The 25,197-nt window shown below is 40.2% G+C and carries 25 protein-coding genes, 1 riboswitch and 2 other annotated features; of the genes, 20 read left to right on the forward strand and 5 right to left on the reverse strand.

Annotated features, from left to right (window positions below):
• Nucleotides 1-272 precede the first annotated feature (272 nt).
• Complete coding sequence (gene rpsD, locus EKM61_RS01425) at nucleotides 273-884, reverse strand: 30S ribosomal protein S4 (protein ID WP_068224904.1); 612 nt, start codon at nucleotides 882-884, stop codon at nucleotides 273-275.
• A 215-nt stretch (nucleotides 885-1,099) separates the two neighbouring features.
• The gene (locus EKM61_RS01430) at nucleotides 1,100-1,567 is read right to left on the reverse strand and encodes a GAF domain-containing protein (RefSeq protein ID WP_068224901.1); all 468 of its coding nucleotides are present in this window, start codon (nucleotides 1,565-1,567) and stop codon (nucleotides 1,100-1,102) included.
• A 157-nt stretch (nucleotides 1,568-1,724) separates the two neighbouring features.
• Between EKM61_RS01430 and ezrA the strand changes: the two genes are divergently transcribed.
• The 16 genes from ezrA to EKM61_RS01510 all read left to right on the forward strand — a co-directional run bounded on the left by ezrA (nucleotide 1,725) and on the right by EKM61_RS01510 (nucleotide 19,470).
• On the forward strand, nucleotides 1,725-3,440 hold the full coding sequence (gene ezrA / locus EKM61_RS01435) for a septation ring formation regulator EzrA (RefSeq protein ID WP_068224899.1): 1,716 nt from the start codon (nucleotides 1,725-1,727) through the stop codon (nucleotides 3,438-3,440).
• A gap of 187 nt (nucleotides 3,441-3,627) precedes the next feature.
• On the forward strand, nucleotides 3,628-4,776 hold the full coding sequence (locus EKM61_RS01440) for a cysteine desulfurase family protein (protein ID WP_068224897.1): 1,149 nt from the start codon (nucleotides 3,628-3,630) through the stop codon (nucleotides 4,774-4,776).
• Between the two features lie 21 nt (nucleotides 4,777-4,797).
• A complete protein-coding gene (gene thiI, locus EKM61_RS01445; RefSeq protein WP_068224895.1) occupies nucleotides 4,798-6,015 on the forward strand; it encodes a tRNA uracil 4-sulfurtransferase ThiI in 1,218 nt (405 codons plus the stop codon).
• Nucleotides 6,016-6,151: 136 nt separating this feature from the next.
• Nucleotides 6,152-6,366: a binding site (T-box leader), on the forward strand.
• A gap of 48 nt (nucleotides 6,367-6,414) precedes the next feature.
• Entirely contained in the window at nucleotides 6,415-9,084 is a 2,670-nt protein-coding gene (locus tag EKM61_RS01450) for a valine--tRNA ligase (RefSeq protein ID WP_404802794.1), read from the forward strand.
• A gap of 310 nt (nucleotides 9,085-9,394) precedes the next feature.
• Complete coding sequence (locus tag EKM61_RS01455) at nucleotides 9,395-10,696, forward strand: bifunctional folylpolyglutamate synthase/dihydrofolate synthase (RefSeq protein WP_068224893.1); 1,302 nt, start codon at nucleotides 9,395-9,397, stop codon at nucleotides 10,694-10,696.
• 11 nt (nucleotides 10,697-10,707) lie between these two features.
• Nucleotides 10,708-11,367 carry an HAD family hydrolase gene (locus EKM61_RS01460; RefSeq protein ID WP_068224891.1) on the forward strand — a complete coding sequence of 220 codons (660 nt, stop codon included), beginning with the start codon at nucleotides 10,708-10,710 and terminating at the stop codon, nucleotides 11,365-11,367.
• A 38-nt stretch (nucleotides 11,368-11,405) separates the two neighbouring features.
• On the forward strand, nucleotides 11,406-12,074 hold the full coding sequence (gene radC / locus EKM61_RS01465) for a RadC family protein (RefSeq protein ID WP_068224888.1): 669 nt from the start codon (nucleotides 11,406-11,408) through the stop codon (nucleotides 12,072-12,074).
• A 155-nt stretch (nucleotides 12,075-12,229) separates the two neighbouring features.
• A complete protein-coding gene (locus EKM61_RS01470; RefSeq protein WP_068224886.1) occupies nucleotides 12,230-12,430 on the forward strand; it encodes a cold-shock protein in 201 nt (66 codons plus the stop codon).
• A gap of 298 nt (nucleotides 12,431-12,728) precedes the next feature.
• A complete protein-coding gene (locus EKM61_RS01475; RefSeq protein WP_068224884.1) occupies nucleotides 12,729-13,733 on the forward strand; it encodes a rod shape-determining protein in 1,005 nt (334 codons plus the stop codon).
• A 195-nt stretch (nucleotides 13,734-13,928) separates the two neighbouring features.
• A complete protein-coding gene (gene mreC, locus EKM61_RS01480) occupies nucleotides 13,929-14,789 on the forward strand; it encodes a rod shape-determining protein MreC (RefSeq protein WP_068224883.1) in 861 nt (286 codons plus the stop codon).
• A gap of 2 nt (nucleotides 14,790-14,791) precedes the next feature.
• Nucleotides 14,792-15,316 (forward strand): rod shape-determining protein MreD, encoded by a 525-nt coding sequence (gene mreD / locus EKM61_RS01485; protein ID WP_068224882.1) that lies wholly within the window; start codon nucleotides 14,792-14,794, stop codon nucleotides 15,314-15,316.
• A 58-nt stretch (nucleotides 15,317-15,374) separates the two neighbouring features.
• Nucleotides 15,375-16,046 (forward strand): septum site-determining protein MinC, encoded by a 672-nt coding sequence (locus tag EKM61_RS01490; RefSeq protein WP_068224880.1) that lies wholly within the window; start codon nucleotides 15,375-15,377, stop codon nucleotides 16,044-16,046.
• A 2-nt stretch (nucleotides 16,047-16,048) separates the two neighbouring features.
• A complete protein-coding gene (gene minD / locus EKM61_RS01495; RefSeq protein WP_068224878.1) occupies nucleotides 16,049-16,855 on the forward strand; it encodes a septum site-determining protein MinD in 807 nt (268 codons plus the stop codon).
• 50 nt (nucleotides 16,856-16,905) lie between these two features.
• Nucleotides 16,906-17,136: a binding site (T-box leader), on the forward strand.
• A gap of 174 nt (nucleotides 17,137-17,310) precedes the next feature.
• Nucleotides 17,311-17,970 carry an amino acid ABC transporter permease gene (locus EKM61_RS01500; RefSeq protein ID WP_068224876.1) on the forward strand — a complete coding sequence of 220 codons (660 nt, stop codon included), beginning with the start codon at nucleotides 17,311-17,313 and terminating at the stop codon, nucleotides 17,968-17,970.
• Between the two features lie 12 nt (nucleotides 17,971-17,982).
• On the forward strand, nucleotides 17,983-18,615 hold the full coding sequence (locus EKM61_RS01505) for an amino acid ABC transporter ATP-binding protein (protein ID WP_068224874.1): 633 nt from the start codon (nucleotides 17,983-17,985) through the stop codon (nucleotides 18,613-18,615).
• Between the two features lie 12 nt (nucleotides 18,616-18,627).
• Complete coding sequence (locus tag EKM61_RS01510; protein WP_068224872.1) at nucleotides 18,628-19,470, forward strand: amino acid ABC transporter substrate-binding protein; 843 nt, start codon at nucleotides 18,628-18,630, stop codon at nucleotides 19,468-19,470.
• Between the two features lie 81 nt (nucleotides 19,471-19,551).
• Here the strand turns inward: EKM61_RS01510 and EKM61_RS01515 are convergent, their stop codons facing one another.
• Entirely contained in the window at nucleotides 19,552-20,913 is a 1,362-nt protein-coding gene (locus EKM61_RS01515) for an aspartate kinase (protein ID WP_068224870.1), read from the reverse strand.
• 159 nt (nucleotides 20,914-21,072) lie between these two features.
• A riboswitch (TPP riboswitch) is annotated at nucleotides 21,073-21,172 on the forward strand.
• Between the two features lie 44 nt (nucleotides 21,173-21,216).
• Here EKM61_RS01515 and thiT point away from each other — a divergent pair.
• Nucleotides 21,217-21,816 carry an energy-coupled thiamine transporter ThiT gene (gene thiT / locus EKM61_RS01520; protein WP_068224868.1) on the forward strand — a complete coding sequence of 200 codons (600 nt, stop codon included), beginning with the start codon at nucleotides 21,217-21,219 and terminating at the stop codon, nucleotides 21,814-21,816.
• Nucleotides 21,817-21,955: 139 nt separating this feature from the next.
• On the opposite strand, the gene EKM61_RS01525 is transcribed toward thiT, so the two are convergent.
• On the reverse strand, nucleotides 21,956-22,072 hold the full coding sequence (locus tag EKM61_RS01525) for a DUF4044 domain-containing protein (RefSeq protein WP_075168894.1): 117 nt from the start codon (nucleotides 22,070-22,072) through the stop codon (nucleotides 21,956-21,958).
• Nucleotides 22,073-22,138: 66 nt separating this feature from the next.
• Nucleotides 22,139-23,092 carry a magnesium transporter CorA family protein gene (locus tag EKM61_RS01530; RefSeq protein WP_068224866.1) on the reverse strand — a complete coding sequence of 318 codons (954 nt, stop codon included), beginning with the start codon at nucleotides 23,090-23,092 and terminating at the stop codon, nucleotides 22,139-22,141.
• A 102-nt stretch (nucleotides 23,093-23,194) separates the two neighbouring features.
• Here EKM61_RS01530 and EKM61_RS01535 point away from each other — a divergent pair, with 102 nt between their 5' ends.
• From EKM61_RS01535 to rsmH, 3 genes are all read left to right on the forward strand, one after another.
• Entirely contained in the window at nucleotides 23,195-23,533 is a 339-nt protein-coding gene (locus EKM61_RS01535; RefSeq protein WP_082918505.1) for a DUF3397 family protein, read from the forward strand.
• A gap of 245 nt (nucleotides 23,534-23,778) precedes the next feature.
• Nucleotides 23,779-24,210: a division/cell wall cluster transcriptional repressor MraZ gene (gene mraZ, locus EKM61_RS01540; RefSeq protein WP_068224864.1), complete on the forward strand. Its 432-nt coding sequence runs from the start codon at nucleotides 23,779-23,781 to the stop codon at nucleotides 24,208-24,210.
• A gap of 18 nt (nucleotides 24,211-24,228) precedes the next feature.
• Nucleotides 24,229-25,179: a 16S rRNA (cytosine(1402)-N(4))-methyltransferase RsmH gene (gene rsmH, locus EKM61_RS01545; RefSeq protein ID WP_068224862.1), complete on the forward strand. Its 951-nt coding sequence runs from the start codon at nucleotides 24,229-24,231 to the stop codon at nucleotides 25,177-25,179.
• Nucleotides 25,180-25,197: the final 18 nt, after the last annotated feature.

Below are 25,197 nucleotides of genomic sequence, written 5' to 3' on the forward strand. Positions count from 1 at the left end.
GTCTTTAATACTGAGCGCAAATTTTATATGATTGTCTATAGGGTTCACGGTTTTCTCATATCCTTTCAAATGATACTGTAGTGGGTGGATTTTTTGGATGAGGGCTGTGAGCTCTTTTTCTGTCCTTAAATTGTAAATTCAAAGGCACAAAAAATCCTGTTAATAGTTTACCATTTGTAAACTATCAACAGGAAAAAGTATAGAGCCACACTTGCTAGATTTGACCATAAAAAAAGCCCACCACAATGTGGTAGGCTTTTTTCTCGTCAAGATTACAATAATTGGTTATAGTATTCAACGACAAGGGTTTCATTGATATCTGGTTCAAGTTCTTCACGTTCTGGAAGACGTGTTAATGAACCTTCAAGCTTGTCAGCGTCAAAGCTTACAAAAGCAGGACGACCAACAACAGCTTCAATGGCACCTTGGATAATAACTAAGTTCTTTGATTTTTCGCGAACAGAGATAACTTGGCCAACTTCAACTCGGTATGAAGGAATATCAACGCGTTTGCCATCAACCAAAATATGGCCGTGGTTAACTAATTGACGTGCTTGTGGACGAGTTGTTGCTAAGCCTAAACGGAAAACCATATTGTCTAAACGACGTTCAAGCAAGATCATGAAGTTAACACCTTGTTTACCTTCTTTAATCTTACCAGCGGCCTCAAATAAGTTTGAGAATTGGCGTTCGTTTAAACCGTACATGAAACGTAATTTTTGCTTTTCACGTAATTGAACACCATATTCAGATAACTTACGACGATTGTTAGGACCATGATCGCCAGGGGCATATGGTCGACGAGATAATTCTTTACCAGTGCCAGAAAGGGAGATTCCCAAACGGCGTGATTGTTTCCACTTTGGACCTGTATAACGAGACATAAATGTAATCCTCCAATAAATAGTTTTGGAGTAAAATAAGCTGAGTGCAAGCTCAGTATACGTGCAGTTTATTTTGCAATTTTCACCATTTGCAGCCGTAGGTTACTTATTGAACGAAGAGTAATAAACTGTTGACGTGTTTACCGCTTGCTGCTGCGTATTTTACACAAAGACCAGTATAGCTTAGCTGCTCAGTTAAAGTCAATGCTAATTGTTTAAATAGTGAGATGTGCCACTAAGGCGTGAGCGAATTCTTCTAAATCATTCTGGTCTTTAGAACTAAAACGGTCGAATTCTAAAGAATCAAGGTCTAACACACCGATTGGTTGGCCCTTTTTAATTAAAGGGACAACCATTTCAGAATTAGTCGCAGAATCACAAGCAATGTGACCCGCGAATTGGTGAACATCAGGGACAATTTGCGTTTGTTGTGTTGAAAAAGCAGTTCCGCAAACGCCCTTACCGAGAGCAATGTGCATGCAGGCTACTTTGCCAGCAAAGGGACCTAAATAAAGGTCATTTTGCTCTTGATCGTATAAATAAAAGCCGGCCCAACTGATATTTGGCAAGCTATCCTTCAATAACGCGGCGGCATTAGCCAAGTTAGAAACGTTGTGAGTTTCGTGATATAAGAGGGCGTCAACTTGTTGAGCAATGAGTGCTGTTTGGTGTTTTTCTGACATTTTATCTGTCCTTTCGTAAGGTAACTGTTCGAAAATTTTGCAATAGTAGTGAAGCGACCCCTTCACTATGCTATAATTTAGATTAGATTTTAGCCATAATTATTGGCAAATGCAAGACAAATAACTTTAATGGCGAAACGTGACGGGGGTTTTATTGATGGAGTATATCTTGATAGGCATTATTATTATTGCGCTACTGGCTTACGTCAGTGTTATTTTATACCAGCGCCGTAATTCAAAAGCCATCGATCAATTACAAACAAAGGAACAGTCATTAAATGATATTCCGGTGAAACAAACACTTAATGAAGTGCGCAAGATGAAGCTTGCAGGTCAGAGTATGACGGCTTTCCAGAAGTGGGAAAAGGCTTATCAGAAGCTTAGTCACGATTCGATTGCAAAAATGGATCAGAAATTATTGGCTGCTGAAACGGCCAATAATCACTACCACTTTTTTGAGGCACAAAAATTAATTAATGGTTTGAAACAAGAGCTTGATGATCTGCGGCAGCAACTTAATGAAATCTTAGCAGGTTTCCAACAATTAAAGAAGCGCCAAGAAAAGAATCAAGAGCAAGAAAAGACGCTTGAGGCAACTTACCAAAAATTACGCAAACAATTGTTAACCAAGAGTTTTGCGTTTGGAACGGCGACCGAACAGTTGGAAGCTAAATTAAGTTATTTGGAAAATGCACATAATAAGTTTGCTAAATTAGCCAAGCATGGCGATCATGTTGAGGCTGAGGGCGTTTTGAAACAACTAGACAAAGATACGACTGAGCTTAATGATTTAATGACTCGTATTCCCCCGCGCTATAAAGAGATCAAGACAGAATTTCCCGATCAGCTTCGCGAATTAAGAAATGGTTACGAACAGCTTGCCCAACAGCGTTACGCTTTTTATGATATTAATATTCCCGATGAATTGGATCAGCTAGATCATGATATCAGTGCAACGAATGATGATTTTGCGACCTTAGATTTAACTAAGATTGAGGCCGGTAATAAGGCAATTGAACAACGAATTGATCACCTTTATGATGTAATTGAGGCCGAAATGTCCGCGCGGCAGCAAGTGGAGAAAGATCAAGCCGATTTAGAAGAATTTATAATGCACGCCAAACGGCAGAGCCACGCATTACTAATTGAATTGGATCATTTGGATCAAAGTTATCATTTAACCCACAATGAAATTACTGACGCAGAAGAACTAAAGAAGCAAATTGATGAGATTGAGGTCAATTTTGCTGAAAACAGTCAAAAAATTTCCGATCATAAGGCCGTTTACTCAATGGTTGCGGATGACTTCAAAAATGCCTTTACGGTTCTAACTAACATTGAAGAGAAACAAAAGTCGATTAATACCAGTGTTCAGGGATTACGTAAAGGAGAGCAGGAAGCTCAAAAAAGTTTACAGTCCTTTGAATTTGAAATTAGAAATATTAAACGGCAAGTTGAAAAATTACGTTTGCCTGGGTTAGCAAAACCATACTTAGACTTTTTCTTTGTTGTAACGGATGAAATAAATCAATTGGCCGATGACCTTAATCAGGTCAAAATCAATTTAGATGATATTACAAAACAATTAATTGCAACGCAAGAGGATCTTAATAAATTAAAAGAAGAAACTAACGATTTGATCGATAGTGCACTACTTACGGAACAACTTTTACAATATTCAAATCGTTACCGCCATAGTCATGCCGAAGTTGCTCAGGCGGGTGACCAAGCATTTCAGATTTTTAATCAGCAGTATGAGTACAAGCAGGCCTTGGAGACGATTGCAACTGAGTTAGAAAAAGTTGAGCCTGGTAGCTACAAGAAAGTTGAAGATAGTTATTACAGTAGCAAACAGGACGATTTATTAGATTAAATAATGTGGGATAAGGAATAATTTTTGAGTGGGACTCATCAATTTATTCTTTATCTCATATTTTAATTGCCCATTTATCACTGCGGATAAGTGCCTTAATGAATTACTTATTTTTAGTTAGCCGTTGTGCTTTAGGTTAATTCTGCTATAATGGGAAAGAATTTTGTTAAAAAGGAAGAGTGGCAACATGATATATTTTGATAATAGTGCAACAACGGCGGCTGCACCGGAAGTTTTAAAAACTTATCAAACCGTAAGTGAAGATTTTTTCGGCAATCCATCAAGTTTGCATGCCATTGGCAATAAGGCTGATAATTTACTGACCCAATCGCGTAAACAAATCGCTAGTTTAATGAAAGTTAGGCCAGATGAAATATATTTCACTAGTGGTGGTACTGAAGGTGACAATTGGGTTGTTAAAGGAACTGCAATTGAAAAGCATCAATTTGGTAAGCATTTAATTACAACTGAGATTGAACATCCGGCCATTAAAAATTCAATGGCGCAATTAGAAAAATTAGGTTTTGAAGTTACCTATTTACCAGTAGATAAAAGGGGCTTTATTAATCCAGCTGATTTAAAAGCTGCTATTCGTTCTGATACTATTTTAGTGTCAATAATGGCAGTTAATAACGAAATTGGCAGCATTCAACCAATTAAAGAAGCGGCCACAATTTTGGAGGATTACCCTAATGTTCATTTTCATGTTGACGCCGTGCAATCAATTGGCAAAGGGCTAGAAGCATTATTGCAAACGCCGCGGATTGATTTCTTAACTTTTTCGGCACATAAATTTCATGGTCCGCGGGGAACTGGTTTTATTTACGCCAAGAAAGGCCGCATGATTGCACCATTACTAACTGGTGGTGGTCAAGAGAATAATTGGCGAAGTGGCACCGAAAATTTACCGGCAATTGCTGGAATGGCAAAGGCCTTACGCCTGTTACTAACTAATGAGGCGGCAAAGGTGGTCCAACAACGTGCGATTAAGGAAAAAATTTATCAGCACGTTAAGCAGTTACCGAAAGTGACGCTTTTTTCAGAAGATGCACAGGATTTTGCCCCACACATTCTTTGTTTTGGGATTGAGGGAGTTCGTGGCGAAACCGTTGTTCATGCTTTTGAGGATCATGATATTTATTTATCAACGACAAGCGCTTGCGCATCAAAAACCGGCGCCATTTCCGGCACATTGGCCGCAATGCACGTCCCAGAAAAGATTGCAACCAGCGCTGTTCGGGTTAGTTTGGATGAAAATAATACAATGGCGGAGGCCGACGCGTTTATTAAGGCCTTTGACCAAATCTATCATCGTTTTGAAATTATAAATTCTTAAAAGTCTGAAAGGAAGAACATTATGCAATATACAGAGATCATGGTTCGTTATGGCGAGTTGTCCACCAAAGGTAAAAACCGCCGTGATTTCATTAATCGGTTATTTGGTAACACGATGAAGGCACTTCAGGCATTTCCGGCATTACAAATTCACGCCAAACGTGATCGGCTACACATCATTTTGAATGGTGAAGATAGTCAGGCAGTTATGGCAAAATTGGGTTTAGTCTTTGGTATTCAAAATTATTCACCAACGATTCGTGTTGAACGTGATATGAATGCTGTTCGCCAGACGGCGATTGCCATGTTAAAAGAACAAGTACAGCAAGGTGCGACGTTTAAGGTTAACACGCGCCGGGCTGACCATAATTTTGAAATGGATACCAACGAAATTAATGCTGATTTAGGTGACATTATTTTAAACGCAATTCCTGAATTAACCGTGCAAATGCATAAACCAGATATTACCTTGCGCGTTGAAGTTCGACTTGATGGTATTTACCTTTCAAGTCAAACAATTCTTGGTGCCGGTGGTTTACCGGTTGGAACGGCCGGTCGTGGTATGTTAATGCTATCTGGGGGGATTGATTCACCAGTTGCAGGTTACTTAGCAATGAAGCGCGGTGTTGATTTACAAATGGTCCACTTCTTTAGCCCACCATATACAAGTGAAAAGGCGTTGGCCAAAGCAAAAGAACTAACCGCTAAAATTGCTCCTTATGCAGGAAGTATTCAGTTTATTGAGGTACCGTTTACTAAGATTCAAGAAGAAATCAAGAATAAGGTGCCCGAAGGTTATTTGATGACCATTCAGCGGCGAATGATGTTGCGGATTACGGACAAAATTCGTGAAATGCACCATGGCCTGGCCATCTTTAATGGTGAGTCATTAGGTCAAGTGGCCTCGCAAACAATGCAAAGTATGGCCGCAATTAATGATGTGACAACAACACCAATTTTACGGCCCGTTATTTCAATGGACAAAAATGAGATTATTAAGATTGCTGAGGACATTGACACTTTTGATTTGTCAGTTATGCCGTTTGAGGATTGCTGTACAATCTTTGCACCACCGGCACCAAAGACACACCCTAACATGGAAAAAACGAGAAACTATGAGAAATTAATCGATGTTGAAGGCTTGATGGCGGAATCAATTGCCGGAATTAAAACTAGTGAAATCAGACCTGATCAGCATTTCTTGGAACAAGATCAGGCAGAAATTGCTGATTTACTTTAGGCAAGTATGTGAATAAGCACAGAAAGTCGCTTTTTAAATGCGATTGGCCTAATTTGATTATGGAATACGAATCAAAATAGTTTTCCAACTCAGACTTATGGCTATTGACCTGCTCATTAATTTTTGCTACAGTAACATCAAAGCATTGAGCAAGAAAGTAACGTCTAAATTTGGGGCTAAGAGATAAAGTTCATTGGCTGAGAGAACTTTACCCACTTAAACGTGAAGGTAACTTGTGAGCTGTTAGACTGAAGTGAGTAGGTCTAGCCGGACAAGTAGTTCGTTAACGTGATGAAGTGGCGCAATAGCGCAATTTAGGTGGTACCGCGAATTTAAGCATTCGTCCTATTAATTAGGATGAATGCTTTTTTGTTTGAGTTTTTAATTATCGAGGAGATGATGGATTTGGCTGATAAAAAAGAAATGTCAACGAAGTATGATCCACAACAAGTTGAGCCCGGTCGGTACGATGAATGGCTCAGCGAAGATTTATTTAAACCATCTGGCAATCCAGATGCAAAACCTTACTCAATTGTCATTCCACCGCCAAATGTGACGGGAAAGCTACATCTTGGTCACGCTTGGGATACAACTTTGCAGGATATGATTATTCGCCAAAAGCGGATGCAAGGCTATGATGTGCTTTGGTTACCAGGAATGGATCACGCCGGGATTGCGACACAGGCTAAAGTAGAGGCCCATTTACGTGAAAAGGGTATCACCCGTTACGATCTTGGACGGGAAAAGTTTATTAAAGAAGTGTGGAACTGGGTTCATGAATATGGTGATATTATCCACCAACAGTGGGCCAAGTTAGGAATTTCCGTGGATTATTCCCGGGAACGTTTCACGCTGGATGACGGTTTATCCAAGGCCGTTCGTAAGGTCTTTGTTAATTTATATAAAAAGGGCCTAATTTATCGTGGGGAATACATCATCAATTGGGATCCTCAGGCGCGAACTGCGTTATCCGATATTGAAGTTATCCATAAGGATGATCAAGGGGCCTTTTACCACGTTAAGTACCCATTTGTTGACCCTGAGTACACTTTTGCTGGCAAACACTACATTGAAATTGCAACCACACGTCCAGAAACAATGTTTGGTGATACTGCGGTTGCTGTAAATCCTAAAGATGAACGGTACAAGGATTTGGTTGGTCGCGAAGTTGTTTTGCCATTACAAGGTCGGCACATTCCAATTATTGCTGATCAATACGTTGATATGGATTTTGGAACTGGGATGGTTAAAATCACACCGGCGCATGATCCTAATGATTTCTTGGTTGGTAATCGGCATGATTTAAAACGAATTAATACGATGAACGAAGATGCCAGTATGAATGAAAATGCTGGCAAGTATGAAGGCATGGATCGCTTTGAAGCGCGCAAGGCAATGGTGGCCGATCTAAAGGATCAAGACTACATGTTAAAAATTGACCCAATTGTTCATAGTGTTGGTCATTCAGAACGGACTGGTGTTCAAGTTGAGGCTCGTTTGTCCACGCAGTGGTTTGTTAAAATGAAACCATTAGCTGAAGCAGCTCTCAAGAATCAGGCCAGTGATCAGAAAGTTAATTTTGTTCCCGAACGATTTGAACATACCTTCACTCAGTGGATGGATAACGTTCACGATTGGGTCATCTCCCGCCAATTATGGTGGGGCCACCGAATTCCGGCCTGGTATAATAAGCAAACTGGTGAAACGTACGTTGGGATGGAAGCACCAGAAGATGCTGAAAATTGGGAACAAGATTCCGATGTTTTAGATACCTGGTTTAGTAGTGCTTTATGGCCATTTTCAACGATGGGCTGGCCGGATACAGATGCCGCCGATTTTAAACGTTATTTTCCAACTAGTACTTTAGTGACCGGCTACGACATTATCTTTTTCTGGGTTTCCCGGATGATTTTCCAAAGTCTCGAATTTACTGGTCAACGGCCATTTAAAAATGTTTTGATTCATGGCCTCATTCGTGATGAACAAGGTCGCAAGATGAGTAAATCATTAGGTAATGGGATTGATCCAATGGAAGTTATCGAGAAGTATGGTGCGGACGCCTTACGCTGGTTCTTAACCACTGGATCAACACCAGGCCAGGATATTCGTTTTTCTTACGACAAAATGGACGCGGCCTGGAACTTCATTAATAAGATTTGGAATGCAAGTCGTTTTGTAATCATGAACCTTGGTGAGATGACTGTGCCAAGTTTGCCGGATAAGGCTGATCGTGATTTGGCTGACCGCTGGATTTTAAGCCGGCTAAATTCAACCATTAAAGATGTGACACGACTATTTGACGATTTTGATTTTGGTGAGGCTGGTCGTTTGTTGTACAACTTTATTTGGAACGATCTTTGTGATTGGTATATTGAGATGAGTAAGGAAGTTCTTTACGGTACTGACGAGACAGCTAAATCTGCTAAACGGCACGCACTTGCTTATGTTCTCGACCAAACCTTAAAATTAATGCACCCAATCATGCCATTTGTGACTGAAGAATTATGGCAGAACATGCCACATGATGGTGAGTCAATTGTCACTGCGGCCTATCCAGTGGAACACGCTGATTTGGCTGATGAGGCGGCCGTTAGTGAAATGTCACGGTTAATTGATTTAATCCGATCGGTTCGAAATATCCGTTCAGAAGTGAATGCACCATTATCCAGCCCAATCGATGTCTTAATTAAGACCACCGATAAGGCCACGGAACAAACTTATCAGGCCAACCGTGAGTATATTGAGCGTTTTGTTCATCCAAAGGAATTACAAATTGGGGATGACGTTAAATCGCCTAAGTTAGCAATGTCTGCGGTTATAACTGGCGCCGAAATCTACGTGCCACTTGCAGAATTAATCGATCTTGATCAAGAAATTGTTCGATTACAAGGTGAGGCCAAAAAATTACAGGCCGAAGTTGATCGGGCTGATAAGAAATTAGGTAATGAGCGTTTCGTTCAAAGTGCTCCCGAAAAAGTTGTTAATGAACAACGAGAAAAACGTGCAGACTATTTGAATAAGTTAACTGCAACTAATGAGCGAATTAATGAATTGAAAGCAAACAAATAATGATCCTAATTTAAAGTCGAAGATAAAATTAACATTTCATCTGCGGCTTTTTATGTTTTTCAAAATAACCTTCAATTATTTTTGCGGCTAACTGCTGTTAAATTTATGAGGGAGTGAGGCAAAGGTCGGCTTTTAGTTTACTGCGTAACGTAGACCAGTCCAGTAATCGTACTGTGGTTATTGGAAGGTACGTGAACCCAGACCTTTGGTGCGCGTTTTAAAGTGATGCTCGGAAATAGTAAGCGGCTAGGACTTTTGCCCCGGCCGCGTGTTAAACTAAACTTAATTCGGAATTAGAGGAGCCAAAATAATGTACGCAGAAACATACGAAGCCGCCTTAACCATAATTCACAATCGACCAAAAATGCATAAAGAAGGCAGCCTAAAGCGGATTAAACGTGCTGTGGCCGCCTTTCAGCATCCTGAAAAAAAACTACGAGTGATCCACGTTGCCGGAACAAACGGTAAAGGGTCAGTTGTTAATGATTTACGTTGTCTTTTAGAGGAACAAGGATTAACGGTTGGAACTTTTACATCACCATTTCTAATGCGTTTTAATGAACGAATCAGTCTCAACGGTCAACCAATTAGTGATAAAGCACTTTTAGATTTGGTTAATTTGGTTGGTCCTAAAATAACTGAACTAGATGCCGTTGATCCAACCAATCAAATCACCGAATTTGAGTTTATTACGCTATTAATGCTAGTTTATTTTGCTGAAAAACAACCCGATGTTGCGATTATCGAAGTTGGTATCGGCGGTCTGACGGATGCAACTAATGTTGTTACACCAATTGTTTCAGTGATTACAACAATTGGTTATGACCACATGGCGTTGCTGGGCGATACACTTCCCAAAATTGCTAAGCATAAGGCTGGGATTATAAAAGAACGGCGGCCAGTCGTTGTTGGTGATATTGCGGCCGAACCGTTGGCAGTTATTAAGCAAAAAGCAGCTAGTTTGGCCAGCCCCATAAGTTGTTTGGGTGGTGACTTTAAAGCAATTAATCGCAACACACTACCAACCTGGGCGGAATCCTTTGACTTTATTAGCGATCAACAAGTAATCAAAAATTTAGTGTTGCCAATGCTAGGTGATTATCAAATTGATAATGCAGCAGTGGCAATTGCCGCATTTTTGATTTTTGCTAAAGAAACTAGTTTAAAAGTGACTGAACGTAGTGTGCGTCACGGGTTGGCTAAATCGATCTGGGCCGGCCGTTTGGAAAAAATTAATGATGAACCGTTAATTATTTTAGATGGTGCTCACAATGAACCTGCAGTGCGTGCCCTAGCTGCAACTTTACGGCAGGATTTTACACAGCAAGAAATTTATTTGATTTTTGCTGCGTTAAAAGATAAAGATACGGTAACGATGCTTAAATTGTTGGAAGGACTACCAAACGTTCACCTTGTTTTAACGCAATTTCAAGGTGCAAGAGTTGAAAGCGTGGCTGAATTGGCTGCGGATAGTGCCAAAAAAATACCGATTTTTGAACACTGGCAGGAGGCCTTTCAAGCGGTAGTTCAACAATCATCCACGGAGGACGTTATTTTATTGACTGGCTCACTGTATTTTGTTTCAGAAGTTCGCCAGTACTTTAAGGCTTAAGGGAGGTTATTATGGTAGTTCACGGAATTATTTTTGATATGGATGGTCTAATGTTTGATTCGGAAAAGCTCTATAACCAAGCAAATATTGAAGCGGCCAAGGAAATGAAGTTACCATTTCCTGATGATTATTACCAGCGGTTTATCGGAGCGTCGGATGATGACATGATGGCGTTTTTTGATGAGGCCTTTGGCGGCAAAGAACAGACCGAACGTTTTATGGAGTTAACGTATCAAAGAATAAATGAATTAGTTCGCACAGGACATTTAAAGAAAAAACCAGGTCTAGATGACTTACTTGATTATTTGGATCAACAGAGAATTGCTAAAATTATTGCCTCCAGTAACTTTAAATCTAAAATTACTGAGTTTTTAGTTGCTGGTGGCATTAGTGATCGCTTTTCAAAGATTGTTTCCGTTGATAAAGTTAAAGCTGGCAAACCTGCACCAGATTTATTTTTGCGGGCCCAAACTGAATTAGCACTTCCTAAAGAACAAGTTTTGATCTTGGAAGATTCACCGAATGGATTGTTAGCGGCTAAGGCGGCAAACATTAATTGTTTGATTGTTCCTGATTTAATTCAACCAACTGATGAAATGCGGCAACAAGCCCTAGCAGTGTTACCTAATTTAGGTGCGGTAAAAGATTACCTTGAAAAAATAAATCACTAAGATTGCGTACTTTACCTTTGTAGAAGGAGCGTGATCGAGTGTTAGTACAAACAGAATTAGAAGTTAGACCGCGAGAACAACTCTTACAAACTAGCGCGGCTACTTTGTCCAACCAACAGTTATTGGCAATCTTATTAGGGACAGGGACGAAACAGCAGCCAGTGATGATGGTTGCCGCGACACTTTTAAGTCGTTACCCTAACTTAACCAATCTAACGTTGGCCACTCCGGCTGAATTGCAGACGGTTACGGGTGTCGGGGTAACAAAGGCAGTTTTATTAAAGGCGGCAATTGAGCTTGGCCAGCGGGTCTGTCAGGCGGCAACCTTTCGCTATGGGGTCATTGTTTCCAGCAGACAAATTGGTGAATTGATGATTAAAAAATTAGCGGGAATGACGCAAGAACGACTGATTGTTTTGTATTTAGATACTAAGAATCAAATCTTGTTAGAAAAAACAATTTTTACGGGAACTTTAAATTCATCAGTTGCTCATCCACGGGAAATCATGGCACCAGCGCTTGATGTTTCTGCGGCTCGTTTTATTTTAGTACATAATCATCCCAGCGGGCAGACGGAACCGTCCAGTTACGATATTAAGTTTAGCCAGCGAATGGCCCATTGTGGTCAATTAATGGGAATTGAGTTACTTGATCACCTCATTGTTGGGAAAGATTATTTAAGTCTGAAAGAACGCGGAGATCTTTAGTCGTGTTCGCTTGTTATTGTAAATTTGGCATGGTAAAATTACTTTGTATTCTTATTAGGTAGTGGATCGAAGTTTCATTAGTAGGGCTTTCCCCATCGTACCAATCGGAATTACAAATTTATAGTGTCTTATTGGCACGAGGAGGATTTTATACTATGGAACACGGTACAGTTAAATGGTTCAATCCCGAGAAGGGCTTTGGTTTTATTTCACGAGAAGACGGCAGCGATGTATTCGTTCATTTCTCCGCAATTCAAGATGAAGGTTTTAAGACACTTGATGAAGGTCAGGCAGTAACTTTTGATGTTGAAGAAAGCGATCGCGGCCCACAAGCAGTTAATGTTGTTAAAGCTTAATGATGATTAGATTAAGAGTTTGGGGGTAAGCCCTAGACTCTTATTTTTTTGAGGTGAAATTGCAAGTCGATTTCTACAAGTAGTACTAATTTTTAATCAATTTTTAAATGGTAACGTTTGCTTTATCTAAAAAAGCTTTAAGTTTTGAAAAGGGCTTATCATTCTTACTAATATTCGGTATGATAGACCATAGGTGAAGAACCAATCGGTGGTTGAAGTGTGTTATAATGCCACTAACTTATACTAAATTGATAATAATGAATGCACTAATTAAGCGATCATTGAAGGAGAGAATATTGTGTTCGGATTAGGAACAAAAAATCTAGGGATCGACCTTGGTACTGCCAATACATTAGTTTACATTGACGGTAAAGGAATCGTACTCCGTGAACCGTCAGTCGTTGCCAAGAATACAAAAACAGGTGACGTTGTTGCCGTTGGTACGGAAGCACGTGATATGATCGGTAGAACACCGGGCAGCATTGTTGCCATTCGGCCGATGAAAGATGGCGTTATTGCTGATTACGATACAACCGCGGCCATGATGAAATACTTTATGGAAAAGGCTTTAGGGCGCTCAAATGGTAAACCTTACGTGATGGTTTGTGTGCCGAGTGGCGTAACCGAGGTTGAAAAGCGGGCGGTTATCGATGCAACTCGCGTGGCTGGTGCACGTGATGCTTACGTAATCGAAGAACCATTTGCTGCTGCAATCGGGGCCGGGCTACCCGTAATGGATCCAACTGGTAGCATGGTTGTTGATATCGGCGGTGGGACAACGGATGTTGCCACGATTTCTTTAGGCGGCATTGTTTCAAGTCGTTCGATTCGAATGGCTGGCGATAAAATTGATGAGGCCGTTATTTATTATATTCGCCAAAACTTTAATTTATTAGTTGGTGAACGCACTGCCGAAGATGTCAAGGTCCAGGTCGGTTCGGCTTCCGTTGAGAAGGCTGCTAAGGGCGATAATATTACCGTTCGTGGTCGTGATCTGATTTCTGGTTTACCCAAGACAGTTGAAGTGAGCGCTGTTGATATTGCTAAGGCGATTCAAGAAGTTGTGGCAGAGATTATTGTGGCAATTAAAGAAACCTTAGAAGAGACTTCACCAGAAATTGCGGCGGATGTCATTGACCACGGAATTGTATTAACTGGTGGTGGCGCTCTGTTGAAGCACCTACCAGAGGTTATTGCTGATGAAACTAAAGTACCAGTCTTTATTGCGCAAGACCCATTGGATTGTGTTGCAATTGGAACCGGTGAATCACTTAAGAATATTGATGTGATGAAGAAACGTTAGCCGATACTAGGCCATGTTTGGAAAATACGGTCCAGGCTGCAATTCGGGCCTTGGTCTATCTTAGTCCGATCAACATCGTCGATGAGGCCAGTAATAGTCCTCAAGTGCGAAGTAGAACCTGAACGCTTTTCCAAACACTCTCTAGGCGGGAAAAGATTCCCGCCTTCTTCATGTCGATTTTATGGGGGTAAACCAATGCAGAAGTTTTTTTCAAACCGAAAATTAATTATTGTCATGATTGCAATCATTATCAGTATGGGCCTCATGGCGTATTCGGTTACTGTTCGTAATAATCAGAAGACGCCACCCCTGGTTCAACAATTTGGGAATGATGTTGTTGGTGTTTTGGACCACGTTGTCGCGGTTCCAACTAATGGAATCAAGGACGGATTTACTTCGGTGGGAACATTAATTAATACTTATCAGGAAAATGCGCAATTAAAAACGCAAGTTGATGATTTAGCGCAAACCAAAATTCAAAACCAAACGTTACAACACGAAAATAAAGAACTAAAAAAGCAGCTGAAACTTAATAAAACTTTGACGGATTATAGCCAAATTTCCGCCGCCGTTTTAACACGTTCGCCAGCAAGTTGGCAAAACTACGTTATTATAAATCGTGGTCAAATTAATGGGATAAAAAAAGATATGCCAGTAATGGCGGGCTCAGGATTAATCGGTCGGGTAGTCGAAGTCAATAAAACCAATTCTAAGGTTCAACTGATTAGTACTGATAGTCAGACTTCTAATCGTTTTGCAGCTGAAATTACGACTAAAAATGGCGGGACAGTTAACGGTGTTATTTCTGGTTATAATGGTCGAACAAGACAAATTACGATGACCCAGTTGAATTCCAACGCAAAAGTCGCCAAGGGTGATACTGTCGAGACTTCTGGCTTAGGTGGTTTAACACCACGGGGGCTTTTCATTGGGAAAGTTAATTTGATTAAGCATGATGATTATGGTCTAGCTTTGTCTGTTGGGATTGAACCAGCTACTAATTTAAATAATTTCACGGTTGTTACGGTTATTAATCGCCAGATTAAGGGGGATTAATAATGCGATCAAAAATTCAGATTTGGGTACCAGTACTGCTTTTTGGATTGATGTTATTTGATGGTAGTTTGAGTACTATTTTTACTAGCCATTTTTATAATTACCCAGATGTTATGATTAGTCGGTTGGTATTATTAGGTTTAGTGTTAGTTTCCTTTTTCTTGCCGGATATGAAACATTTATTATTATGGGCGTTTATTATCGGTTTGTTCTATGATAGTTTCTATACTGGTATTTTAGGTGTATATACGTTTTTATTTCCTTTAATTGTCTATCTAACACGACAAATTCGGGTTTATTTTACACCTACAGCGATCGCAATTGGGGCTATTTATTTAATTGAACTAACGATTTTAGAAAGCTTTGTTTACGGTATGAACCGTTTCATGGGACTAACAACGGCTACTTTGGCTAACTTTATTCCGGATGTTTTAGGTCCAACTTTACTGCTAAATTTAGTGTACTTTGTAATTCTCTATTTTCCTTTAAGACAGTTATTGCTAAAATTAGGTGGAACAACAGTTTAAAGTTAAATTTGGAATTATTTGAAATTAAGAAAATTGTTTTAAAATGGGGAGTGGCAGGATGCAAGATGTCATTTTAAAAGGCCGTCAGGATGGTTATCAGATTACGTTAAAACAAGATAGCGCAATTTCAGGGATTATGACGGAATTGACTGATTTATTTGTTCGTTTAAATCAGGAAAAAAAGGTACCAGGTAATAAAATTATAAATTTTACGATTAAAACCGAGAATCGGTTGTTAACGGAAAAGCAGCAACAGCAAATTTACGCCTTGATTGAACAGTACCCTCAATTTCAAGTAACAACAATTGAGGCCAGTGTTATGACGCACCAGGCTGCACAAAATTGGAAACAACAAGATAACGTGCATTTAAATCGTGCAATTATTCGTAGTGGTCAAGAAATTGACGTTGAAGGTGACGTGCTCTTTATTGGTCAGATACATAATGGCGGTATTTTAAAAGCAACTGGCAGTGTTTTCCTGTTGGGTGTTTGTGAAGGTGTTGTTCAGGCGGGGTTCCCAGATAATGAAGATGCTTTGATTGTCGGAGATTTAACTGATGCTTTTCAGGTTCGTATTTCTGGTAGTGTGGGCATTATTGCGGATGAAGAACGACATTTTGACGGTCGTTCGGTTGCGTACATTAATGATTTACATTTGTTGGACTATTCAACCTTGGATAATCTGAAAGCAATTCGACCACGACTGTACAATAAGATTGGGGAGGCATAATTATGGGAACGGCAATTGTAATCACATCAGGCAAAGGTGGTGTGGGTAAAACAACTTCCAGTGCTAATATCGGAACTGCTTTAGCATTGTTAGACAAGCGTGTTTGTTTAATGGATTTAGATATTGGGTTACGTAACCTAGATGTTGTTTTGGGCCTAGAAAACCGAATTATTTATGATATTGTTGACGTTGCCCGTGGTCGTGCAAAGCTCCACCAGGCTTTAGTTAAGGATAAACGGTTTGAGGATAATTTATATTTATTACCGGCCGCTCAAAACACGGATAAGGATGCATTATTACCCGATGAAGTTAAAGCAATAGTCGATGAATTAAAGGATGAGTTTGATTTCATTATTCTAGATTGCCCAGCCGGTATTGAACAGGGATTCCAAAATGCTATTGCCGGGGCTGATGGTGCCATTGTCGTAACGACTCCCGAGATTTCGGCCGTGCGTGATGCTGATCGTGTGGTTGGCTTGTTGGAGCAAAAGGAAATGAAACAAGAACCACGGTTGATTATCAATCGAATTCGGACACACATGATGGACGATGGAGAAGTTATGGATATTGATGAAATCACCAAACATTTATCAATTTCACTATTAGGAATTGTACTTGACGATGATGGTGTCATTTCTAGCTCTAATCACGGGGACCCAGTTGTTTTAGATCCTAAGAATTTGGCCAGCAAGGGGTACCGCAATATTGCCCGGCGAATTTTAGGGGAGACTGTTCCTTTGATGTCCATCAAAGAAGAGAAAGTTGGCTTCTGGCAACGATTATTTGGTCATAAAAAAAGTCACAATTAATATTTTGAGTTGACAGTTAGATTAAATACTGCTAATGTTATTCTCATAATATAAAAACAGTGAACGGATAAGTAACCCTGATAGTTCTGTAGAGAGTTTCTGGTTGGTGTAAAGAAATGACTATTGGTGGTGAAAACACATCTGGGAGTTTACCTGCTGAAGATAGTAAGCAAGTACGGGATAAGCCCGTTATAGCTGTAGTTACTAATAAACTACTTGAGGTAACTGGTGTGAGCTAGTTACGAACTTGAGGTGGAACCGCGATAATTTTCGTCCTCTTAGCATCGTTTGATGTTAAGGGGACTTTTTTATTTTTTAGTGTTTATTGGCAACTATTTGAGGTGATTATTGTGAAGTAATCACGAATTGGGGTGGAACCGCGTTAACTCGTCCTCGAAAGCAGAGACTGTTTTCGAGGACTTTTTTATTACCGTTAATTATGAGGAGGGAATATTATGAATTTAGCTGGTCAGTGGCACTACGCAATGCAAATCATGCCATCATTATTGTCAGGCGTTCAAATGACGTTATCAATTTTTATTTTTACCTTAATTGGGGCCATTCCGTTGGGGATTATTGTTGGATTAGGGCGTGCTTCTCACTTTAAACCACTAAAGGATTTACTGGGAATTTACGTTTGGATTATGCGGGGGACGCCGTTGTTATTACAGTTAATCGTTGTTTTCTACGGCCTACCAATTATTGGAATTGTTTTTCAACGTTACAACGCGGCCTTATTCGCTTTTATCATTAATTACGCTGCCTACTTTGCCGAAATCTTTCGTGGTGGCCTTCAATCGATTGATCGTGGGCAGTATGAAAGCGCACGGGTTTTAAGGCTAACTTACTGGCAAACAATTCGAAAAATTGTCTTACCCCAAGTTATGAAGATTGTTTTACCATCTATTGGTAATGAAGTCATTAATTTAGTGAAAGATTCTTCGTTAGTTTACGTGATTGGACTGGGTGATTTACTCCGAGCAGGTAATGTTGCAACGTCGCGGGATGTTACCTTGTTACCGTTGCTTTTAGTTGGCATTATTTACTTATTGTTGACGGCGGTTTTAACGTTTATCCAACAACGAGTCGAGAATCACTACAGTTATTTTAAATAGGGGGTGGCCGAAATGTTAGAGCTTAAACAAGTATCAAAACGTTATGGACGAAAAACAATTTTAAATGATTTTAATTTAACGGTTAATCAAGGCGAAATCTTAGCAATTGTTGGTCCATCAGGTGCTGGTAAAACGACACTTTTACGTTGTATTAGTGGCCTAGAACGAATTGATTCTGGTGAAATACAGTTGGATGGTAAGCCATTTGATCCCTACATCAATCGTGACAATGACAGTGTTACTGGGGTTGTTTTTCAGGACTTTCAGCTTTTCCCGAATTTAAACGTTTTAGAAAATATTACTTTGGCACCAATGCTGGCCTTAAAAAAGGATAAGGATGCAGCACGTAAACAGGCATTGGACTTGTTGAAGCGCTTGGGGTTGGACGGTAAAGAGCAGCTTTATCCTTATCAGTTATCTGGTGGCCAAAAACAACGAGTTGCGTTAGCACGAGCATTAGCAATGCAACCTCGAATTCTTTGTTATGATGAACCAACAAGTGCCTTGGATCCTGATTTACGGCAAGAAGTCGAAAAGATGATTTTAGGATTGAAGGCCGACGGAATGACTCAGTTAGTGGTTACCCATGATTTGGACTTTGCCAAACAAATTGCTGATAATATTAAACGGGTTGAAGCACTATAGGAGGTAAGCGATATGCGTAAACGAGTAAGTTTAATTATTCTGAGTCTCCTGATGCTTTTTTCGTTGGCTGGTTTAAGTGGGTGTTCCCAAAAGAAAATGACATCTGATAGTTGGTCAACCATTAAACAAAACAAGCGCGTTGTTGTGGGGCTTGATGATAGTTTTGTACCAATGGGTTTTCGGGCCAAGGATGGTCAATTAAAAGGATTTGATATTGATTTAGCCCGGGCAGTTTTCAAACGTTACGGAATCAAAGTTGATTTTCAAACAATTGATTGGTCAATGAACGCTACTGAATTACGGAACCACACCATTGATTTAATTTGGAATGGTTATACCGTTACGCCAGAGCGTAAACGTGTGGTGCGTTTTTCCGATGATTATTTGCAAAACAAGCAAATTCTTGTGACCTTAAAGAAAAATAACATCAATAGTTTTCAACAAATGCAGGGAAAAGAATTGGGTGTTCAAACGGGCTCATCGGGTTATAGCAGTCTTGAAAGTAATCCTAAACTGTTAAAGCAGTACATCCATAAGCAAACACCAGTTTTGTACGATACCTTTAACGAGGCCTTTATTGATCTAAATGCTGGCCGAATTCAAGGGATGCTAATTGACCGCGTTTACGCCAATTATTATATTGCCCACCAAGCAAACCGCAAAGATTATCAAGTCACACAAGGCAATTTTGCGCCAGAAAACTTTGCGGTAGGAATGCGTAAGTCTGATAAAACGATGCAAAAGAGAATTAATGCGTCGCTGCGAGCTTTATATAAGGATGGGACAATCGCTAAGATTAGTCGTAAGTGGTTTGGCGAGGATGACACCATTAACCCCGCTAATTACGGCAATTAAAAAACGACTGAGTTGGTTTGCCAATTAAAAAGTGACCCTAAGGCTGAAATAAACAGTCTTAGGGTCACTTTTTAATTGCTTTTATTTATCTGCTTTAAAGAATGTTTTGTACAAGCCGCGAACGGTGTTTTGGGCGTCTTTTTCACGAACACCGAACATAATTGAAACGGGTGAAGCACCGTGGTCAAGCGTAACGATAGAGACCCCCGATTGAGCGATACTATTGGTTGCCTTGGCCATCATTCCAATATGATCTTGAATACCTTCACCGACAATCATAACTAAAGCGTAGTTATGAATGATTCGCAGATCGTCTGGATGAATGGCCTCACGAATATCATGCAGTACTTTTGGTTCGAGCTCAGGTGTCAGCTCACTTTCACGAATGATGACGGTGAGATCATCAATTCCGGAAGGGATATGTTCAAAACTGACGTGATGTTTAGCCAAGATTTGCAAAATAGTTGCAACAAAGCCAACTTGTTTATTCATGAGGTATTTGCGAATATAAATACCTAAAAATCCGGCGTCACTTGCAATTCCAGAAATCGGTTTTTTGGCATCGTAGATTTTACGTGCGGAGATTAGCGTACCAGGTTTTGTTGGCTGATTCGTATTTTTCACGCGGACAGAGATTCCACCTTCAATAGCAGGAATTAATGCTTCATCATGAAAAACAGAGAAGCCAGCGTAAGATAGTTCACGCATTTCACGGAAAGTTAGGTGATCAATTGGTTCAGGATTCGGGACAATGTGGGGATCCGCGGCATAAATTGCGTTAACGTCCGTAAAATTCTCGTACAATTCAGCCTTAAAGGCACGACTGAAAATGGCACCGGTAATATCGGAACCACCACGTGAAAAAGTACAGATATCACCGTTTTCGGTGTAGCCAAAAAATCCGGGAATGACAAGGATTTTTTTACTCTTTTTAAAGGTAGCGAGTTTTGCGTAACTTTCTTCTAGTACTTGGGCATCGCCGGGGTGATCGCTAACAACTAGGCCAGATTCGCTTGGGCTAAGGTAGTGACTAGGCACACCAAGGTGATTTAAAATTGCGGCAATTAATTTGGCGTTATTATCTTCACCAGCCGCTTTAAAAGCATCCAACAAGTAGGCATCATTTTTATAAGTTTGGTTAGGTAAATTTAAGATATGTTCACTAATTGGTTGAAACTCACTTGCGGGTAAGTCAAAGCCGGTGGCAATTTCCTGATAGCGGGCCAAGATTTGTTGCTGAACCTCTGTAACAGGTTCTTTTGCGAGTACCAATTGTGCGTATTTAATTAATAGATCGGTTACTTTTTGGTCACCGGAAAAACGTTTACCAGGCGCCGAAACAATAATTGCCTTTCGTTTACTATCTGCCCGGATGATCTTAATGACTTTTTGGAGCTGCGTACTTGTGGCTAGCGAACTACCCCCAAATTTTGCGACTTTCACAACCAATCCACTTCTTTCCCTAAGGTTAAAATAAAATTAGTATTAGCATAGCAAAAACTCATAAGAAACGCAATTGGGATTAGAATACGATTAGTTATTTTAGTTGACAAATGGCCAGCTAAGCAATATCATAAAAGCGGTTTAATAATTAAATAAAGCAACACCACAGAGGGGAGCCTTTTTGGCTGAGAGTGATTCGTTCAGACCCTTAGAACCTGTTATGTTAGTACATGCGAAGGAATTTGTGGCTAGTTAGTGTTTCCCCTCTTGTGGTTTGTTTTTAGTCTAAGGGAGGATTTTTTTATGTCAGATCGACGGTTACATATTTGGGTAGAAGGTGCAATCATTGCTGCAATGGCGATGGCCTTAGAGTATTTTCCACATTCAATTGGACCTTGGATTAATTTATCGTACGGTGTAATTCCAGTTGCAATTTTTAGCCTGCGGCGCGGGGCCAAAGCGGGACTGGCAACCGGGTTAGTTTGGGGATTGTTAGATTTATTTTTACGTGGCTTTGGTGATGGTGGATTTTTGAACCCACTACAAGGCGTTTTGGAATATCCAGTTGCTTTTAGTGTTGTTGGCCTGATTGGTCTCGGAGCGGCACCACTGCGACGTGCTATTACGGCTCAGGCACATAATCGTATTATCGGTATTGCACTGGGGTACACATTACTAGGCGTAATCGTTAAGTATTTCTGTCATTTCTTGGCCGGTGTCATCTACTGGGGATCATACGCACCTAAAGGAATGAATCCTTGGCTTTATTCCCTGGCCGTTAACGGTGGGAGTGCTTTGGCCAACACAATTCTGTCAGGTGTTTTAATTGTTCTATTAGCCAGAGCTTCGGCACGATTATTTTCACCACGAGATACCTTTAAAGCTTTTACAGGCACTAATTAACAGTTATCGTGGATTCTTTGTAATTATAAAATATTTGAAGACATAAAATTAAGGGATTACAGCAAACGCTAGTGTTTGCTGTAATCCCTTTAATGTACTGCATAAATTATGATTTTCAATCAGATAGCCTAAAAGCCAATTATAATAAGCCTAGTGAACCGACCGCGCCAAGAACAACACCGCCAACGGTTGCAAAAAGCATGATCCAAATAATAACTTTCGTCAACTTTGTAAATGTACTGGTTTCCTTTTTCATTTAGGTTCCACCTCATAGCTTAATTTTACCAACAGTTTAACGTGTTTAACCTTAGAATGCAATGGATTAAAAGAAATTTCGCTTTCGTAGCCAATAGCCCGATAGCCAGCAAATAATCAAGGTGATAAGCATGATTAGGCTAAAGGCGTGGGCTAATGCGGCGCCAGGAAGTCTAACGTTCATCCCGTAAATACCCCCGATTATCGTTGGAATTGTTAAGATGATTGTGATCGATGTTAAAACTTTCATAATAATATTGAGGTTATTGGAGACGACTGAGGATACCATATTATTGTATTCATCGAGAATGGATTTTTGCCGGAAAGTCATCGTTTGGGCCTGGTCGCTTTCAATCATAACGTCTTGGAGTAACGCTGAAAATGGATCACTTTCAAAATAGAATTCGGTTGTTTGTAGTTCATTTAATAAATGTTGATTTCGTTTTAAGGCAATTTGAAATTGAATCAGACTTTTTTGCATGGCAGTTAGTTGATAAAGCTCATTGTTACCACTGGCAACTGATAAAGATTTCTCAAGGTGTGCCATTTCGCTGCCGATTTGTTCTAAGTAACTAACGTAACTATGACAAATATACCATAACAAATGTAACGCAAAATTTTCGTGTTCATTAGTGTTAACGTGATGTTCCTTGCGAACAATAAAATCCTGAACAAATAGTGCCGGACGGTTAGTTACGGTAATTAGTGCTTGCGGTGTTAAAATGATCGCAAAAGGGTAGGTTGTTAGTTCGCGATAACCTAAGGGACTAATCGTTTCATGGGGAAAATGAAGTAAGATCAAGGCCGGCTTTTCATCGGTGGCTTGTTCGATACCCTCAGCACGTGGATTTTCACGGTCATCCAAAACGGCGGTTAAGTAGTCGCGGGGGACAGCAAAATGGTCAACTAGACTTTCAATCTCTGCAGGTGTTGGTGCCTCAACGTGTAGCCAGCAGTTTTTTTGTAAGGTGGTGGTTGGTCTTAGTGTACCATCAGTGGCTGTATAAAAACGTTCAATCATTGGTAACCCTCCTTGTTTCTTTTTACCATTATAACTAACTATTCAAGAAAAGACTTTACGTTAAGAAAAACAACGGTAAAATTATAGCTAGAAAGTAGGTTGATGATGGTAACAATAATTTTTCTTATTTTGCCGGAAGTTGTCTTGATTCTCGGTTTAGTTGTTCACCACTTATTACCACGGGTACGGATTAACCCGATTGATTTAATGACACCTTTCTTGTTAATTGCCTGTGACCGAGCGATTAAGCTACAGCTAAATTACACTGCCACTAGCTTAATTGTCATCTTGGTCATGTTAGTCGGTATCTTTGCAGCAATCTTTTTGGCCATTCAGCGTGGCGAAATTATTTACCGTACCTTTTTTAAACTTTGGTGGCGGTTGGTGTTCATTTTAGGCTTCATTGGTTATTTAGGCTGTCTATTGTTATTTTTAAGGTGAAGCGTGTTCAAATAGGATTCCCGCTGCTTTTAGCGGGGGTCCTATTTTTTTAGGCGTTCGCTAATTACGGGGGCAATAATTAAGTTTGCTAATTATTACTTAAATTTATTTAAAAGGGGTTTTGGTTTAGCTAAAAATGCGGGTAAAACCCTATTAACACTAGATTTAACAATTTTAGGTATGGGTATGGTAGAAAGTGGGGGGATGTGGTAGACTAAATTTGTGCACAAATAGAGGTGAAGGCAATGTTCATGGGCGAATTTCACCATACGATTGATCAAAAGGGACGATTAATTATTCCGGCGAAATTTCGTGATGGTTTAGGGACAAATTTCATTCTTACACGTGGTATGGATGGTTGCCTATTTGGGTACCCAATGGATGAATGGCAGATTTTAGAAGGAAAATTAGGAAAGTTGCCATTAACTAAGAAAGATGCCCGTGCCTTTGTCCGTTTCCTCTATTCAGCAGCAACGGAATGTACACTTGATAAACAAGGCCGAATTAATATTCCGCAGGCGTTGACCAAGCACGCAGGTCTAACTAAAGCATGTGTTCTAATTGGTGTTTCTAACCGAATTGAAGTTTGGGATGAAGCCAAGTGGGAACAGTTTAGCGATGACGCCGAAGAGAATTTTGATGATATTGCCGAGAATTTATTGGATTTTGACTTTTAATTTTTAGGAGTAATTAGAATGGCCTTTACGCACGAAACAGTTTTATTAAACGAAACGGTTGCTAGCCTGCAGCTTAAGCCCAATGGCGTTTACGTTGACGCAACATTAGGTGGCGGTGGACATAGTGAATTGATTCTTTCTAAGTTAGCTAAGAATGGTCATTTATTTGCTTTTGATCAGGATGAAGAGGCAATTACCAATGGAAAAAAGCGATTGGCGCCTTATGTTAATAGTGGTCAGGTAACTTTTATTAAGGATAATTTTCGTAATTTAAGTCAGGCTTTGGCCCAACACCAAGTAAATCAGATTGATGGTATCATCTATGATTTAGGTGTTTCTTCACCACAGTTTGATGAGGCTGCGCGTGGGTTTAGCTATAAGCTAACGGCGCCGTTAGATATGCGGATGGATCAAAGTGCCGCTTTAACGGCCCGCGAGATTGTTAATGATTGGCCTTACGCCGACTTGGAACGGATTCTTTATCGTTACGGTGAGGATAAGTTTGCTAAGCGAGTTGCACGAGCGATTGAGCGTGATCGAGCAGTGACACCAATTGAAACGACAACTCAGTTGGCAGAAACTGTGAAACACGCAATTCCAGCGGCTGCCCGGCGAAAGGGTGGTCATCCAGCCAAACGGACATTTCAGGCAATTCGAATTGCCGTTAATGATGAGCTGGGTGCCGCTGAAGAATCACTTGAAGCGGCAATTAAGCTATTAAACGTTAATGGTCGAATTGCGGTTATTACGTTCCAATCGTTAGAGGATCGTTTGGTCAGGACCATTTTTCGTGATCACGCGCGGACACCAGAAATTCCTCGTGGGTTGCCAATTATGGGTGCCGGGGAACAGGCTGAGCTTAAAATCATTACCAAAAAGCCCATCTTACCGACGGCTACGGAAATAGAAAAGAATCGGCGTTCAAGAAGTGCACAGTTGCGTGTAGCAGAAAAACAAGTACAAAAATAAACGAATTTGAATCAAGGA

The sequence above is a fragment of the Loigolactobacillus backii genome (assembly GCF_003946275.1).
GTDB lineage: Bacteria > Bacillota > Bacilli > Lactobacillales > Lactobacillaceae > Loigolactobacillus > Loigolactobacillus backii.

Excerpts from the sequence above, each read along its gene's own strand:
- rpsD (WP_068224904.1), bottom strand. The coding sequence starts at position 884 with ATGTCTCGTTATACAGGTCCAAAGTGGAAACAATCACGCCGTTTGGGA.
- EKM61_RS01430 (WP_068224901.1), bottom strand. The coding sequence starts at position 1,567 with ATGTCAGAAAAACACCAAACAGCACTCATTGCTCAACAAGTTGACGCC.
- ezrA (WP_068224899.1), top strand. The coding sequence starts at position 1,725 with ATGGAGTATATCTTGATAGGCATTATTATTATTGCGCTACTGGCTTAC.
- EKM61_RS01440 (WP_068224897.1), top strand. The coding sequence starts at position 3,628 with ATGATATATTTTGATAATAGTGCAACAACGGCGGCTGCACCGGAAGTT.
- thiI (WP_068224895.1), top strand. The coding sequence starts at position 4,798 with ATGCAATATACAGAGATCATGGTTCGTTATGGCGAGTTGTCCACCAAA.
- EKM61_RS01450 (WP_404802794.1), top strand. The coding sequence starts at position 6,415 with ATGGATTTGGCTGATAAAAAAGAAATGTCAACGAAGTATGATCCACAA.
- EKM61_RS01455 (WP_068224893.1), top strand. The coding sequence starts at position 9,395 with ATGTACGCAGAAACATACGAAGCCGCCTTAACCATAATTCACAATCGA.
- EKM61_RS01460 (WP_068224891.1), top strand. The coding sequence starts at position 10,708 with ATGGTAGTTCACGGAATTATTTTTGATATGGATGGTCTAATGTTTGAT.
- EKM61_RS01470 (WP_068224886.1), top strand. The coding sequence starts at position 12,230 with ATGGAACACGGTACAGTTAAATGGTTCAATCCCGAGAAGGGCTTTGGT.
- mreC (WP_068224883.1), top strand. The coding sequence starts at position 13,929 with ATGCAGAAGTTTTTTTCAAACCGAAAATTAATTATTGTCATGATTGCA.
- mreD (WP_068224882.1), top strand. The coding sequence starts at position 14,792 with ATGCGATCAAAAATTCAGATTTGGGTACCAGTACTGCTTTTTGGATTG.
- EKM61_RS01490 (WP_068224880.1), top strand. The coding sequence starts at position 15,375 with ATGCAAGATGTCATTTTAAAAGGCCGTCAGGATGGTTATCAGATTACG.
- minD (WP_068224878.1), top strand. The coding sequence starts at position 16,049 with ATGGGAACGGCAATTGTAATCACATCAGGCAAAGGTGGTGTGGGTAAA.
- EKM61_RS01500 (WP_068224876.1), top strand. The coding sequence starts at position 17,311 with ATGAATTTAGCTGGTCAGTGGCACTACGCAATGCAAATCATGCCATCA.
- EKM61_RS01505 (WP_068224874.1), top strand. The coding sequence starts at position 17,983 with ATGTTAGAGCTTAAACAAGTATCAAAACGTTATGGACGAAAAACAATT.
- EKM61_RS01510 (WP_068224872.1), top strand. The coding sequence starts at position 18,628 with ATGCGTAAACGAGTAAGTTTAATTATTCTGAGTCTCCTGATGCTTTTT.
- thiT (WP_068224868.1), top strand. The coding sequence starts at position 21,217 with ATGTCAGATCGACGGTTACATATTTGGGTAGAAGGTGCAATCATTGCT.
- EKM61_RS01525 (WP_075168894.1), bottom strand. The coding sequence starts at position 22,072 with ATGAAAAAGGAAACCAGTACATTTACAAAGTTGACGAAAGTTATTATT.
- EKM61_RS01530 (WP_068224866.1), bottom strand. The coding sequence starts at position 23,092 with ATGATTGAACGTTTTTATACAGCCACTGATGGTACACTAAGACCAACC.
- EKM61_RS01535 (WP_082918505.1), top strand. The coding sequence starts at position 23,195 with ATGATGGTAACAATAATTTTTCTTATTTTGCCGGAAGTTGTCTTGATT.
- mraZ (WP_068224864.1), top strand. The coding sequence starts at position 23,779 with ATGTTCATGGGCGAATTTCACCATACGATTGATCAAAAGGGACGATTA.
- rsmH (WP_068224862.1), top strand. The coding sequence starts at position 24,229 with ATGGCCTTTACGCACGAAACAGTTTTATTAAACGAAACGGTTGCTAGC.